At 40.0% G+C, this 14,753-nt stretch carries 13 protein-coding genes and 1 pseudogene; 9 read left to right on the forward strand and 5 right to left on the reverse strand.

Annotated elements, in window-relative coordinates; all coding sequences use genetic code 11:
• Positions 1 to 205: 205 nt before the first annotated feature.
• The 5 genes from XZ46_RS32185 to XZ46_RS36460 all read right to left on the reverse strand — a co-directional run bounded on the left by XZ46_RS32185 (position 206) and on the right by XZ46_RS36460 (position 5,146).
• The gene (locus XZ46_RS32185; protein WP_082113528.1) at positions 206 to 856 is read right to left on the reverse strand and encodes a hypothetical protein; all 651 of its coding nucleotides are present in this window, start codon (positions 854 to 856) and stop codon (positions 206 to 208) included.
• Positions 857 to 933: 77 nt separating this feature from the next.
• Entirely contained in the window at positions 934 to 1,179 is a 246-nt protein-coding gene (locus XZ46_RS09570; RefSeq protein WP_008055306.1) for a hypothetical protein, read from the reverse strand.
• 228 nt (positions 1,180 to 1,407) lie between these two features.
• The gene (locus XZ46_RS36450) at positions 1,408 to 2,250 is read right to left on the reverse strand and encodes a hypothetical protein (RefSeq protein ID WP_228116522.1); all 843 of its coding nucleotides are present in this window, start codon (positions 2,248 to 2,250) and stop codon (positions 1,408 to 1,410) included.
• Between the two features lie 11 nt (positions 2,251 to 2,261).
• Complete coding sequence (locus XZ46_RS36455) at positions 2,262 to 3,068, reverse strand: hypothetical protein (RefSeq protein ID WP_228116523.1); 807 nt, start codon at positions 3,066 to 3,068, stop codon at positions 2,262 to 2,264.
• 41 nt (positions 3,069 to 3,109) lie between these two features.
• Entirely contained in the window at positions 3,110 to 5,146 is a 2,037-nt protein-coding gene (locus XZ46_RS36460) for a hypothetical protein (protein WP_228116524.1), read from the reverse strand.
• Positions 5,147 to 5,220: 74 nt separating this feature from the next.
• Between XZ46_RS36460 and XZ46_RS09600 the strand changes: the two genes are divergently transcribed.
• The 9 genes and pseudogenes from XZ46_RS09600 to XZ46_RS37800 all read left to right on the forward strand — a co-directional run bounded on the left by XZ46_RS09600 (position 5,221) and on the right by XZ46_RS37800 (position 14,311).
• Complete coding sequence (locus tag XZ46_RS09600) at positions 5,221 to 5,940, forward strand: hypothetical protein (protein WP_228116525.1); 720 nt, start codon at positions 5,221 to 5,223, stop codon at positions 5,938 to 5,940.
• Between the two features lie 116 nt (positions 5,941 to 6,056).
• Positions 6,057 to 6,407: a hypothetical protein gene (locus XZ46_RS09605; protein WP_048895030.1), complete on the forward strand. Its 351-nt coding sequence runs from the start codon at positions 6,057 to 6,059 to the stop codon at positions 6,405 to 6,407.
• A gap of 40 nt (positions 6,408 to 6,447) precedes the next feature.
• Positions 6,448 to 9,314: pseudogene (locus XZ46_RS36465) on the forward strand (tail fiber domain-containing protein).
• Positions 9,314 to 9,667 (forward strand): hypothetical protein, encoded by a 354-nt coding sequence (locus tag XZ46_RS09625; RefSeq protein WP_048894879.1) that lies wholly within the window; start codon positions 9,314 to 9,316, stop codon positions 9,665 to 9,667. Before XZ46_RS36465 ends, XZ46_RS09625 begins: the two are co-directional and overlap by 1 nt.
• Before the next feature lie 1,579 nt (positions 9,668 to 11,246).
• Complete coding sequence (locus XZ46_RS09635; protein ID WP_006626224.1) at positions 11,247 to 11,879, forward strand: DUF488 domain-containing protein; 633 nt, start codon at positions 11,247 to 11,249, stop codon at positions 11,877 to 11,879.
• On the forward strand, positions 11,869 to 12,327 hold the full coding sequence (locus XZ46_RS09640; RefSeq protein WP_048895033.1) for a DUF488 domain-containing protein: 459 nt from the start codon (positions 11,869 to 11,871) through the stop codon (positions 12,325 to 12,327). The genes XZ46_RS09635 and XZ46_RS09640 overlap by 11 nt, the downstream gene beginning before the upstream one ends.
• Before the next feature lie 2 nt (positions 12,328 to 12,329).
• Positions 12,330 to 12,818, forward strand: coding sequence for a dual OB domain-containing protein (locus XZ46_RS09645; protein ID WP_228116526.1), 489 nt, complete (start codon positions 12,330 to 12,332; stop codon positions 12,816 to 12,818).
• A gap of 473 nt (positions 12,819 to 13,291) precedes the next feature.
• Positions 13,292 to 13,867, forward strand: coding sequence for an RNA-guided endonuclease InsQ/TnpB family protein (locus tag XZ46_RS37795; protein WP_008050082.1), 576 nt, complete (start codon positions 13,292 to 13,294; stop codon positions 13,865 to 13,867).
• 51 nt (positions 13,868 to 13,918) lie between these two features.
• Entirely contained in the window at positions 13,919 to 14,311 is a 393-nt protein-coding gene (locus XZ46_RS37800; RefSeq protein WP_008050085.1) for an RNA-guided endonuclease InsQ/TnpB family protein, read from the forward strand.
• Positions 14,312 to 14,753 lie beyond the last annotated feature (442 nt).

Below are 14,753 nucleotides of genomic sequence, written 5' to 3' on the forward strand. Positions count from 1 at the left end.
TATGCTTTTTGTTATTTATGATTATTGTTGTAGAATTAATCAATACTTATGAATAAGTAATAAATATATAAGCAAAAACGATAAAACAATTATTGACTTTATACGATAATTGTGCAATATTTAAATTATCGCCACAGACAACTCAAACAAAAAACCACTATCTAAAAAAATAGTGGTTAGTTTACTTTGTTTGCTTTTTGGCGGTTTAGCTTTTAGTGCTATTTTTACCACCAGGTGATGACGAGGGCGCATCAGCGGGGATGTCACCTCGTGTTTGATTTTCGCCTTCACTTCTCCCAACAGTTAATTCACCTAAGTTAGCTAGGGTAAGCCCCTCGCTACTAGGAATTCTGAACATACTGTTATAGGTTCTTAATGATGCTGGCTTGATAGTAAAATAGTGAGCAAATACATATAACAAGCCACTAACAGAAACGATAGGAGGCGCTTTAATACTGATAAATCTCAGTATTTTTTCACCTACCCGTGTTTGGGTGTATTTGCGCCAATAGCCAGGATTAACCGGGGCCTCAACAAAGAAACGGGTGTATTCAGCCTTCTTGTATGCTCTTACTCGAGTTCCTTTTAGGACATTACGTCTGTTAGCATTAGGCGTGGAAGTATTACTAACAGGTGGTCTCCAAATGGTTAATTCCCTGACCTCATTTGGTTCATTAGATACTGAACCTCCACTTAAAACGTGAAGCAAAAGCATAGGCATAGGTACGCCTATTTTTGAAGTTGCATCCACTGGAACTTCAACTACTAAACTCCTGCCTAGGTGTGGACCCTTGGCTGTTGCTAACTTTGCCGTCCAGCCTTCTTTGTGTTTATTCCATGCGTCAACTAAAGGCATGATATTAGTTTCCTTTTTTCTAGATTATCTAAGCTAGGGTAGGCAAAATAATGATATTAACACCTACCCGATATCCATTAATCAATAAATAGCTCTGTAGCTATTACATCAATACTACCGTCTGTAGGGTCTAAAACATCATCTGTTGGAATTGACAATGAAACGGTTACAAGACCGGTAGCCATATTACGGGTGTAACTTGTGACAACGGTTGCACCATCAGGATTGTTTGCTGCAAGAGATTGCATCCGTTGGGTTTGCTCAATAATTTCAAGTAATTGGTTTTCCAGTGTCGCAGCGCCTAGCGTTTTCTTAGTAGCCATAGTTTTATTTTTACTCAATTCAATATTTAGACTATAGCAGTATATTCGCTGATTATGGTGGTTTCGTTAAACTCAAAAGCTGCTACATATATGTAGCTTCTGTTTCGTTTAACTCAACAGTACGCTACCAATACCAACATTACGCTAACTACCAGTTTAACCATGTCTAAGTATGTGGGTAATGACTACCATCCCAGGCAATATCAACTACCAACAATCATCAGATAATTAGGTTGACGTTGGGGGTCTGTTTCCTGTTTTCAGTTCTAATGACGTTCTGGTAGCTTTCCTGATAGCATCGTCAACCCAAGTCGGTTTTCTTTCAAAATGTAGAGGGATTTTGACTTTGGCTTTTCTAGGGTCTTGATACATTGCTAAAACACTAGCCTCCCCTAAGTCGATTTTAGCTTGTTCAAATTTATCAATTAATTCCCAGTTAAGTATTTTCACTTCACTGATATACATTTTACTCTCTGTAATTCTTTTCGCATTTTGTCTACTACCAAAACCTTTTCTTTCCTCAAAAGTAATAGGGTAAACTATCCTAGCGTCAGTTAAGTCAACTAACTCTTTGCATAGAGCTTCAGCTTCGTTTTTGCTTGATTCATTAACAAAAAACGAGAATTTTCTGCCATTGCTCATAGTACAAGTAACCTTGATATTCCCTTTAGTAAAGGCTGATTTACTGGGTTGAGTAAATATCCTTTGTAACCTATCCCACGTAATTTTATCCCTATTGACCGACGGTAACTCTATTTGAGTTTTTTGTAGTTTTGAACGCCTATCTTTAGTCCAATACGGTGGTTTTTCGTAGTTGTACAAAACAAAAGTTAACTGTATTTTAAGATTAGCTGATGTACTGATTTCCTGAAAATCACCTGACCCTACAAATTGACCTATATCCCTATTCCCTAGTATTTCAGTTTGAGCTAATGTACTCGCAACATTTTCCTGTAAATTTCTCAAAGATGACACAAGTCTGAATCTTTCTCCACCAGTCTCTACCACGGCGTTAACTAATTGTTGTTGTCTATTTTGTTCTATTCTTTGTAGTGCAATATACTCATCCAAACCTTGAGCGACTAATACAATAGCCTCTTTACAGTTATCGCTAAACTAAACTCATCCCAGAATTCCTCGGAACTGTCTTGGTTCCAGATAGTGTTTATATTACCATCATATTTTTCTGGTAATTTCTCTCTAGCTTCTCTTCTTTGTTTCCCGAAACTCCATTCTTCACCTTTCTCATCACCCCACTTTTCAATTGTTGATTTACCGCCGGGAATCATTCCAGTGACAGTCCTTGCTAGTGTTGTTGGGCTTTTTGTTAAAAACATTTTAACAACCCGTCTACCGTGTTTAAATAACGTCCATGCTATTGCTTTCATAGCCATATTAAATGACTGTTTAACGTATGAGCCGAATGCTGTAGATACCTCCATAAGCATTTCAGGCCCCTTGCTTAATGCTACGTGCATAGCAGCCGCTTTATTGATAAAAGCGAGACCTGCTACTGGTAAAACACCACATACTAATTTCCCAGCCATATTACCTAAAAACCCAGCCGTGGTGGTTATAAATTGTCCGGCAATATTTTGGATGTTTTTATCAATATCGCTATCGCTAATATTCCAATTAAAATTCCAGAAAGAATCCCAATTAGAGGTAATAAATCTCGCTACTTTCTCAAAGCTAAAGTTAGATAAAAACTTAGTAATTCCTTCCCATAGCCACCCACCAAAACTTTTGCCCCATTCGACAACTTTACCGGTAACTTTAGCCCATAATTTGCCAAACCAACCCATTTCCTGGGTAGATGTTCTTTGGGCTAAATTAACTTGTCTAACGCCATTTCTACCTATACTGCTACGGGTTTGACGACTAGACAAGCTACGAGTCCTCCTTAGCATTCTTGCACTTCTGGCAACCATTACAAAGTCCCTCTTAGTGGGTTATCGCCATCAATCAATTCGGTTTCTATTTTGATATCAGGAAAGTCTTTTTTCAACAATTCCTGTACTTTATTTGTTTCCTGTTCCCTGATATCATCTTGTTTTTTCATTGAATCATATAACCGCGTTAAGTCAGCTAATATGTCCTTTGCAGGGTCATTACTGTTCACCTGTAAAGTGCCTTGAGCGCGTACAATAGCAAATATTTCTTTGATTTGATTTAATGTTGTTTGTAATGTTTCCTTAGCGTCCTTTTGATTTGTAATCTTAACTTTACTCTCGTTAGGTTCCAGTAGCTCCTCAAAATTATCAGCCTCCGGGGTAAATGCTGTTTTAATTGTTTCATATTTTTCCTCGGTAGCAAAACCCAAATAGTCGATTATCTCCGACACTTCTCTACCTGCTTTAAAAGCAGCAGCATGAGCTAAACCTGCTTCGTGTAATGCTGTTAAAACAGCATTTTGGGTAACTTGGTGACTAATAGCAATTTCCATCACCATCCCAAATATTTCGGCGATAGCTTCGGCTAGATTAGGTAACTTGATTTCGGCTTTTTCTTCGGCTTTGGTCATGAGATTGACATCATCAATCTCTACTTTAACTTCAAATTCACCCCATCTTTCGTCATCGATGTCAAACCTGTACATCAGCCATTCTGGTAATGTGTTTATTCGTTTAATTCTATTTTCTGGATTCTCGGCATTAACTGTTATTTTTTCTGGCATTTCAGCCGGGAAAGATTCAGGGTCTAAAAACTCATAAATCCTTCTAATCATTCCGCAACATTCTTCGTTCATGTCTGGTATTCCAATGGTATCAACTGGCAATGAGACAGGGTAATCACCGCAATCAGAGTATACATCTAATTCATATGCATCATTACGCGTGACTGTCTGTTCCTCCCAACTCGTGGTAGAGGTCATTGTTGATGGTCTCGTTGGCCTGATAGGAAACCAAAAAGAACCATTTACGAGCGAAAAGTTACCGTGTCTACGAGAATCTGGATAATAAACCCCTGACTGATAATCTTTTTTAGGTCTGTCGTGAGAGGGTGATTTCCACAGGTTTATTACCTTTAAAAATTCCGACGGATACGGTGTCCAGATTATATCTATTATCGCTTCTCCTTCAAAACTGAGCCAGTAATTTTCATAATAGTATCTGTGCGTATTCCCGTTGCCATCATTCACTATAAAGCACCTTTCGGGTTTAGCGAATCTGTACCATTCATTACTAGGGCTCATCCAGTAAAATGGTGATTGATGGATTTTTACGAGATGTGAATCAGTCCCACTGCGTTCATTATCACCATCAAAAATAGTGTAAGCTCTCTCAACCCCTATTTCAATCACAAATCCGTCATCAGGATTCTCACCATTTATTTTATTCACACGATAAGAATAAGAACTATTCCAAATGTAATAAACCATTCCTGTACTAATCGATTTACGGGTTATGTTATAACTAGATGTTTTTCTCCAAAAAATCATCACTTGCCAACCGCAATCATCGTCAACAGGATAATCACGTGGGTCTGGAATAATGTCACCATTTCCCGGTTTTGGTCGGCGCGGTTCACCTCCTTTATCATCATCTATTTTATCGCCTGAATTAGGACCCCCAAAGCTGCGACCACTACCGCCTCCACCACTACTACCTCCCTTAGGTTTTTTGCCTCCCTTTGGTTCATCTCTATTTGGCGGTTCCTTAACGGTTGCCTCTTTTTTGACATCACGTCGCCGATACTCCTCATCTATTCGCCTCGCATCATCCTCTCGTTTCCACCTGCCATGGTCTTCTGGATTAATTCCACGCGGTAGCCTAGCAATTGGGTCCCAAGGATTTACCAATCCTGGAATACCCGCTCTATCTCTTTCTCTTGCATACGGCAAACCCCTACCAAAGTCCATTGCTGAAGATGTCTGGTCGCCTAAATCTCCCGCTAAACCTGAACTTACGCCGCCAGACCTACCAACATTTTTAGACGTACTTGACCTGATACTATCTTTCACCATACCGAGTAACTACATGAGACTAATTAATAACTTAGAAATATTATATAATATTACAAGATAATTGAGGACTATTCATGAGAGGAATTAAAAATATTGCTACGGAAATTAATGCTAGTAACTGGAATAACGCTGTAGAGTTATTTAATGGCGCAATTTTAGAAGGTTTGATAACTGATAGATTCCGTTACGATATTACTGCTTATGCCTATGTTTCTAGTTTGAACGCTAGGTGTTATATCCCTAGTATCAATCAATCACAAATACCCAAGATTTACCCAGAAGATAGTTATTACCAAAGATGGGAAAAGAAACAAGATGTGTTACAAGGTTCTATAGACTTACAGATATTTTATTGGAACCTAGCCACAGAAAACGGGTTAAATCTAGGTATCGTAAAACTCCCTTATTATGGGGGAATCCATACCGAAAATTTATTAATCGAATTGATTACCAATCAAACAGAAGGGTTAGCCATAGATTCACATTCCGTGTTAAAGGCTAGATGTCTAAATCAATTGCACAATAATGATTCGATTAATATTTTCGGTATGGCAGAATATCAACTAGACACATTACCGAAAACACCATCATTAACCCAACCCGAAAATTTTGGAATTTCAGTAGGCAATACACCTACCCTAATCCGCGCTGCTAATACTTACAGATATCGCTTGCACCTACAGAACACGGGTAGCGTTGGGGTTTGGTTTAGTCATGGACTGGACACATCAGCAATTGCATACCAGGTCAATGTTTATGGCTACCGCCTAACACTGCATGGGATGACGAGTTAAAATCTACTGCTAGTATCTACGGGATAACAGAGGATAGTGTTTCGCAGATTGTCGGGTTAGAGCAGACAATCACTTACTAACCGGCTACAATGGAATTATTTAGGAGGTAGGTGATTATGAGTTTTTCGGTTTATAGTAGCGCTCTAAATTTAGACACTCTCAATATTACTGCTAAGATACCGGGCACACCTACTACAACTTCCATTAGTTTAACGGCTAATACAATTGCCGAATTAGTGGCAGTAAAAGCTAACACAAACGGACGTAATGTATTTATCAAAAATCGGTCTAATGTACCCGTTCATTTAATCTTAGACCCCACAAAAAATACCGTAGCTAATGCCGCATTTTCTGTGAAGCCGGGTGATACTGTTATGCTCACTATTGGCGCTAGTAAACTACAAGCTATTGCCGAGTCTGTTGCAGATATTTCGGTAACTGTAGTTGAGTTTGTAACTGTTGATTAAATAGTTGGGGGATTATCCCCCTTTTTGAGGAATCTTTATTATGACTAACTTTAATATTTATTCTAGTAAATTTGGGCAATCAACCGATGACTTGCCAGAAGGTGAAGTCAATCTGTATTTAACCAATGAAAGGGTACAGGCAGTTATTGACTCAAATACTAATTTAGTCAAATTAACTGATTTATCCTGGAATAATATTACTAATAAACCTAGCGCTTTCCCCCCATCTACTCATTCCCATAGCTGGACTGAAATAACGAACAAACCGACTATCTTTGCAAGTGACTGGGCAAACGTGGCGGATAAACCAGCTACGGCAACCCGTTGGCCTACGTGGTCTGAAGTTACAAGCAAACCGACAACGTTACGTTCACGCCTTCAGCGCATACTCATGCTTGGGCTGACATTACGTCAGGTGTTCCAGCTACCGCTTCACGCTGGCCGTCTTGGGCTGAAGTGACTTCTAAACCTACTACGTTTACTCCTAGTGCTCACAACCATGCTTGGAGTGAGATAACATCTATCCCAGCGACTGCCACTAGGTGGCCTACGTGGAATGAGGTGACAGGCTCACCAACTACGTTCCCCCCAACACCGCATAATCATGATGCTTCTAATATTACATCTGGTATTATCGATGTTGCTAGACTCCCTGCTGCTGCGTTGATAGGGGATACCACATACTCAGCGGGTAGTGGTTTAACTCTTAGTGGTACTACTTTCAGTTTACCAGTAGCTACCTCTGGTAGCGGTACATTTGTAACCAGTATCACCCAAACCGCTAATGGTATCACCGCTAATCTGGGGACTCCCCCGAATACAACATATAGCGCAGGTACAGGTATATCGTTATCAGGTACAACCATTATTAACTCTGCGCCTCATCAATCCACTAACCTTTCTATTTCTGGTACAGGTGACACTCGAACAATTACAAGTTCTACTGGTACTGACGTAACTATACCTGTTGCTACAACTTCCACCGCTGGTTTAATGTCTTTGGGAGACAAGACTAAGTTAAATGGAATTGCTGCAAGCGCAAATAATTACGTTCACCCAACTACAGATGGTAATTTACACGTACCTGCCACTGGTACCACAAACAACGGTAAAGTACTAACTGCGGGTGCAACTGCTGGTAGTTTGAATTGGACAACATTGCCTACTGCTCCAGTCACTTCAGTTGCTGGTAAGACAGGCGCTGTAACTTTAATTAAGGGAGATGTTGGTCTAGGTAACGTAGATAATACTGCTGACTCAGTTAAAAGTGTATCAAGTTCAGCTACATTAACTACAGCTAGAACAATTGCATTATCTGGTGCGGCTACAGGTACAGCAACCAGTTTTAATGGCAGTGCTAATATTACTATTCCTGTTACCAGTTTAAATGCAGCTAATCTATCTGGTGCTGTACCAAATGCCAGTATATCTGGTAGCTATAGTGGTATGACTAATTTAACTGGGTCAGGTACAGTAGACTTTGCTAAATTTTTAGGTAATGCTTCAGATACTGTTAATTTACCTAGCTTTAGTTGGACTGGCGATTTAGATACAGGTATTTATCGACCTGTTGCTGACCAGTTAGCAATCACAACTGGTGGTGTACAACGAGCTTTATTTAGTAGCGCTGGTATAACTGGTAATTTAGTGGGTAACGCTTCAACTTCAACTACACTTCAAACAGCTAGAACTATTAATGGAACTTCATTTAATGGAAGCGCTAATATAACGATAACTGCAAATACTCCAAATACATTAACAAATGGTACAGGATTAACTGGAAATAATTTTAATGGTAGTGCTGCTACTACATGGGCTGTAGCGTATGGGACTACAGCGGGAACAGCTTGTCAAGGTAATGATAGTAGATTATCTGATGCTAGAACACCTACAACTCATACTCATTCAAACATTACATTAACCGCAGGAGATGGTTTAAGTGGTGGGGGAACATTAGCAGCTAATAGAACAATTAATGTAGATTCAACTGTATTAAGAACCTCTGGAAATCAAACAATAACCGGAATTAAAACATTTAACATAACAAATAATCCAGTAACTTTTACGACTGATGGAAGTTTCCCCGATGGAAATATGCTTATTGATTTTAATGTTTGGAGGGGGTTTGACATACGCCGAATAGGGTCTATTGCTAGTACGGCAAGTTTAGTACTAAATAGTAGAGTTGGAGGAAATAGCTGGGCGTTTTCTTATCAGGGAAATTATTCTATGCTACTTGAAGCAGAGCCTAATCCTAGAGTATTTATATATCATGGTATTAATTTTCTTGAAAATAGTGTTTGGAGAGGTGCTTCTCCCAATACATATACAATGCAAGTATATAACAATCAAATGTATTTCATAAAAGACCATGGTCTAGGTTCTTCAAACATACATACTAGATTTCGACTAGGTGTCACAGGTATTGCGTACATTAATGACAGCGGGGATTATGTCAAAGGGTCTTCAGATATCAGGTTTAAAACTGTTTTAAATGAGAATGTTAATAGCTTAGATTTAATCAAAAAATTGAATGTAATTAAATTCAAATACAATAAATTAGCAGAGTTGCATGGCTTTTGTGACAAAGAAGCCAAAATAGGTTTAATCGCACAAGAAGTTCAAGAGCACTACCCAGAAGCGGTTGAAGTAGTTAAAAATGACCACACAGATAGCCCTGAAGTTGACGACAAAAAAATAGATTATCTGACGATTCTTTATGAAAAATTAGTTCCTTTATTAGTGGCAGGGATTCAAGAATTATCTCAAAAATTAGACGCACTAGGTAAACCCACAGCATCTACAAATGGTAATATCAGTAATTTACCGACAAGCCCTATCGGTTTAAGTGTAGGTGATTTATGGTGTGACACGGATAACGATAATGTAATCAAGCAGGTGAGATAATGTCTAACAAATATGATATATCTGAAACTAATTGGTTTTTAGCTTACAATCAATATTTTATCCAAGAAGATGATACCCCACACGGGAGTAAGCGATTGCCAGATATATCAGGCAGTAAATTTGTTAGGATATTATTTGATGCTGACCAGGTTTCCACTTATTGGAAAATGGCGGGTTGGTTAAAATTTTACGCATACAATGATGTCAAACAGAATATGATGGTTAAACGTGAGATTGTCTGGCTTAATGAATATCAAATAATTGAATCACCACCATATAGCAGCTTTTATGCGGTATTTGACCCGTTAGAACGGATTAAATGGTTTACCCTTTATTTTTGGAGATTAATGTAATGAATATAGTATCAATCTGTCAAAGATTCATAATTATTGAATTAGCTTTGATAATAATTGTGGTCTTGTGTTCAACGTATGCGATAATCAAGGAGAATAAAATTATCGAATCAAAACTAGATTTAAATAATCATAAGTTAGGTATATTATTTGAGTTTTTACAAAAATCGTTAGAACAAATAATCTGTAAACAACAGTTAGAGAGCAAAAAACAATCACCTCATCTCCCAATCAACAGAGATGATATTGATGATGATGGTTGGCGTAAGCCCTAGCTCCTAACAGCTACCCCAATAACTTAATGGCCCCCTATGGTTTCTGACTGTAGGGGGTGTCTATGTATTTTTCCGTTTCAGGCCTGAATATTCAGGCCTGATAGAAGTCGAAAAAAGGTTAAAAAATCATTTAGCCTATCCCGTTTCAGGCCTGAATATTCAGGCCTGATAGAAGTTTATATGAATGCCTACCCTATCATGTCCAGATATTACCCAGAACTACTTTACCCCCAACAGATAGCTTTACCTACAACCTACGACTAAGATTTTGGGGGTGAACTGATTATGTTGGTATCGGTTTCCGCACGGGGTGATTACCACCAAAGATTGGAGACTTGCTAAGGATTATGTGGGTAGTCGCTCTCATCCCAGATATTTCCCGGTTGATTAGAAGTTGGTGGGTATCGGGTTGGATCCGGTAGGAGATAGTTTAGGTTTGGCAATCGCACATGGTTTCCCCTATAGGTCTAGTCCACGGAAAGGCGGTCTGATATCTTTGTACGTTGATTCCCTAGCGGGTTCCCCCCTACGGCTACCTACGGCTATCGTGGTTGATTTTGAAACATATCCTCCCCCCAACCGGAACAAACACTCTTTGGGGAAACGACCGACGTGATAGCAGTCAATGGTGAGGTACGAACCGATAGGCTTGCCATTGACGGGTATCACAAGGGAGTTAACCTATCGGTGTCTGGTTGGGGGGTGATGTAGCTATTTGACAGATTGATTAAGTTGTGCTTATTGATTAACCCGTCAATAATTAAGTTTTGTTGCTAAGGGATATGCACTAATCGTCCCATGTGCTAAGACTAAATGGAGTGCATTTAGAGTGTAACGGTACGACTATCGGGTTAAGTGAAGTCTCGCAATCGCCCTTAGGATAAAGGTTGAGTTTAAACGAGCATGGGGAGTTATCAACTCCCCAGTGCCAAAATCCTGCTGCGTGTGCGAATACATTGGGGGCAATTTTCGCCTCGACCTCCCCGTTAATCTTTGCAGAAGCGATCGCTTTTCCCTGGGAAGCTAATCCAGGGGATAATTGGCCTATGGCATAGGGGTTATGGGATAGGGGTTATGGGTTATGGCCTATGGCATAGGGGTTATGGGATAGGGCAGGGCGATCGCAGTTGTGCTGAGTTGCCCTTGTCTGATGAATAGTTAGATATCCCCCCTCTACCTGATTGGGAAACTGGTTAAGATTGACAAGCCAAGCGCGTCTGTACTATCATAATAACCACGGTTCATATACCTGGATGAACCCTACTATATAAGATGGTATGACTAGGTAACAACAGAGGAGCAGCATGGAGTTATTCAGTATCGGTCACTCTAATCATGAGATAGATGCTTTTATCTCCCTGCTCCAAAAGCATCAAGTAACCGCTGTTGCTGATGTACGTTCACATCCCTACAGCCGATTCTTGTCACATTTCAATCGCTCATCCCTACAAGAGTTTCTCGCTAAAGAGGGAATTCAATATGTTTTTCTGGGACGGGAACTGGGTGCAAGACCTAGTAACCCCGACTGCTATATCAATGGTAAAGCCGTATATGAAAGAATTGCCCTCACAGATGCGTTTCACCAAGGAATTAAGCGACTTCAGAAAGGTTTGAAAAAACATAAGATTTCGCTGATGTGTGCTGAAAAAGATCCATTAACCTGTCACAGAGCCATCTTGGTCTGTCAGCACTTACGGGATTTGGATATCCCTATAAATCACATCCTCAAGAATGGTGATTTAGAATCTCATGAGCATTTGGAAGATAGAATGCTTGTCAAGCATGGTTTTAGGGATTTTGGCGATTCACAAGAAGTTCAGCTTTCCCTATTTTCCCCCCAAATTTTACCGACAAGAGAAGAATGCTTGAGCCAAGCTTATCGACTTCAGGGGGATGAGATTGCTTATGTCGAACCGGATAATAGCCATGAAAAATAAGGTTGATTTATTCACCATAGGTTTCACTAAAAAGAGCGCACAAAATTTCTTTGAAACTCTTAAAAAAGCAGGTGTTAAGACAGTTATAGACACTCGCCTAAATAACGTATCTCAATTGGCGGGATTCGCTAAAAGAGCCGACTTAGAGTATTTCTTGAAAACTATCAACGATATTGATTATGTGCATATTTTAGACTTGGCTCCCACCAAAGATATTCTTGATGAGTACAAAAAGAAAAAAGGAGATTGGTCGATATACGAGCAGAAATTTTTAACGCTGATGGAGGAGCGTCAAATCGAAAAAAAACTGTCCCCAGATTTAGCTCATGGAGCCTGTTTGCTTTGCAGTGAGGCTAAACCTCATAACTGTCATCGTCGCTTAGTTGCTGAATACTTAAACCAAAAATGGGGAAATATAAACATTCATCACCTATCCTATAAGTCGTAAGGATGATGTCAAAATTAATTTGTCTTGCTAATTCTCGGAAGAACAATGACCGTTGTATTGCTGGGATAGAAATATCTACAGGTAAATGGGTTCGTCCTGTGACTAGATTGGATGATGGTCGCATTCCGGTAAATATGTCTCAGATTAATGGAAGGCTTATCCAACCTCTGGATATCGTTGATATACCTCTAAGTGATACAGGAAATGGATATGAATACGAGAATAGACTGATTTTAAGGGGTTCCTGGAAGCACATTGGCAGAGTTGGCCCTATGGACGTAGTTTGTTATTGTGATGATGAAATTATTCATAGTCATTGTCATGATTGGCTGAATGCTATCCCCTATTCATACATATCTTCATTGCCTCGCCATCAAAGACGTACATTACAAATAGTCAAGGTTGACGGGTTTAAAACTTGGTGCAATAATTACGGGAAGTGGAAAGGGGAAATTCCTTTAGAGGGCGGTAACAGCTTGGCTTGGTCTTAAACGTGACTGATCCAGAGCTTTGTACTAAACTAGACAATGACTATATTTTAAGTCCTGAATGTCTGGTGGTTCTTTTCTTAGCCTTTCTCAACCTTGGAAAAAGCGGAATTCTGATGATCAGCTTCTATGTTACAGGCTAGTGGTTGCTGTTCTGGAACTGTAAATAAACCCGCCCCGGCAAAAACCAACTTTTTCCTCGCAGACAACATAGCCCAAGTCCGATGGACTCAGGCTATGCTTTGATCATATAGGCCAGCGATTTTATAAAAGGGGTGCTGGCGGTTTACTAAAGTAGTTAATTCTCATCAAACCATGAGATTGTGAAGATCTTGTGGAGGAAATCAAGAAATTTTCACCAAAATTTTGGCTATGGATCTGACGAAAATCACACGGGATGCCCGCAAGCCCTCGTCTTTCAAGGGAGGGTTAGGGCGACTCGCGGGTTTTAACCCGCGTTTATTTTTTAGGCTATAATGGCTGATACCAGCGCGTACAGTGTCAAAATGTTGGTGATCGAATACAAAGTCCAACCCAAGCCACATCAAGTCGAAGCCATTGATGAAGCAATACGGACAGCACAGTTTGTCGGCAATAAGGTGCTTCGTTATTGGATGGACAATCGTGGCATAGGTAAGGTTGACTTATTTCGATGCAACACAGCACTGCGGAAGGTGTTTGATTTGGTCAAGGATTTAAACTATCATGCTTGTCAAACGGCAGTTGAAAGGGTTCTCGGTGCCATTACTCGTTTTTACGAGAATTGCCAAAACCAGGTCAAGGGGAAGAAGGGGTATCCAAGATTCAAAAAACATTCTCGTTCGGTAGAATATAAAGTCTCTGGATGGAAACTATCAGACAATAAACGGCAGATCACTTTTACCGACCAAAAAGGTATTGGTAAGCTCAAGCTGATCGGCTCTAGGGATATTAATTACTATCAGCCTGAACAGATTAAGCGAGTGAGGATTATTAGACAAGCAGATGGATATTATGTTCAATTCTCCATAAAATTAGATCCTAGAGATACCATAACCCCTTTAACTCCTTAGGCCCAAAAACATTTAAGAGTAAGCAGACAGCGAGAAGAGTTTGTCAAAAGCGTGGCACTCCGTTTAGTCCAATCTAACGGTTTGGTAGTTTGTGAAGACTTGAATGTTCGAGGTATGGTTAGAAATCATCGTTTAGCCAAGTCGATAACCGATGCAGGATGGGCTACTTTTAAACGATGGCGAGGGTATTTTGGGGATAAGTATGGCAAATTGGTTATTGCTGTTCCACCCCATAATACTTCTCAGAATTGTTCTAATTGTGACCAAAGGGTAGAAAAGTCGTTATCTACTCGCACTCATGTCTGCCCTCATTGCAGATATACAGACTTCCGTGATAGAAACGCTGCTTTAAACATATTGCCAAAAGGATTAAGTATGGTGGGGCGCACCAAATCTCAAGCTTCAGAGATTTGCCCTCTAGTTTGGTTGGAGAAATCCTGCTAAATTATGGCAAGTCTATGAATGAAGAATCCCCGTCTATTTAGAGCGGGGAGCGTCAAAACAAGGGTAGTTGCTCAGGGAATTTTTGGGTAAGATTTGTTTGGGTTATGCCTAAACCCGCTGTGGGGACTGCGGATAAGTCATCATACCGGACGATTGATTCTGTGGGTTGCACCACGGCTACTGCTGGAAGTTTTAAGATCTCAACACGCTGAAAGCTCGGTGGCTTGGTAGCCCCGTCTCTTTAACGGGGAGGAAAAGCGACAGGCGTGCTTACGCCGGCGGGTGCTATGGTATCATATAACTGCCTTCTCTAAGACCCGAATGAAAGGGGCTTAACATCCCGTGAGGGCAGACTTGCATAATGCAGAAATGTCGGTAGCAAAGTGGTTTCATCGGCGAGAGGCAAAAGGGACATCGAAAAAAAGTAAAGGGAAGCCTTATG

The organism is Limnospira indica PCC 8005 (genome assembly GCF_000973065.1).
Lineage (GTDB): Bacteria > Cyanobacteriota > Cyanobacteriia > Cyanobacteriales > Microcoleaceae > Limnospira > Limnospira fusiformis.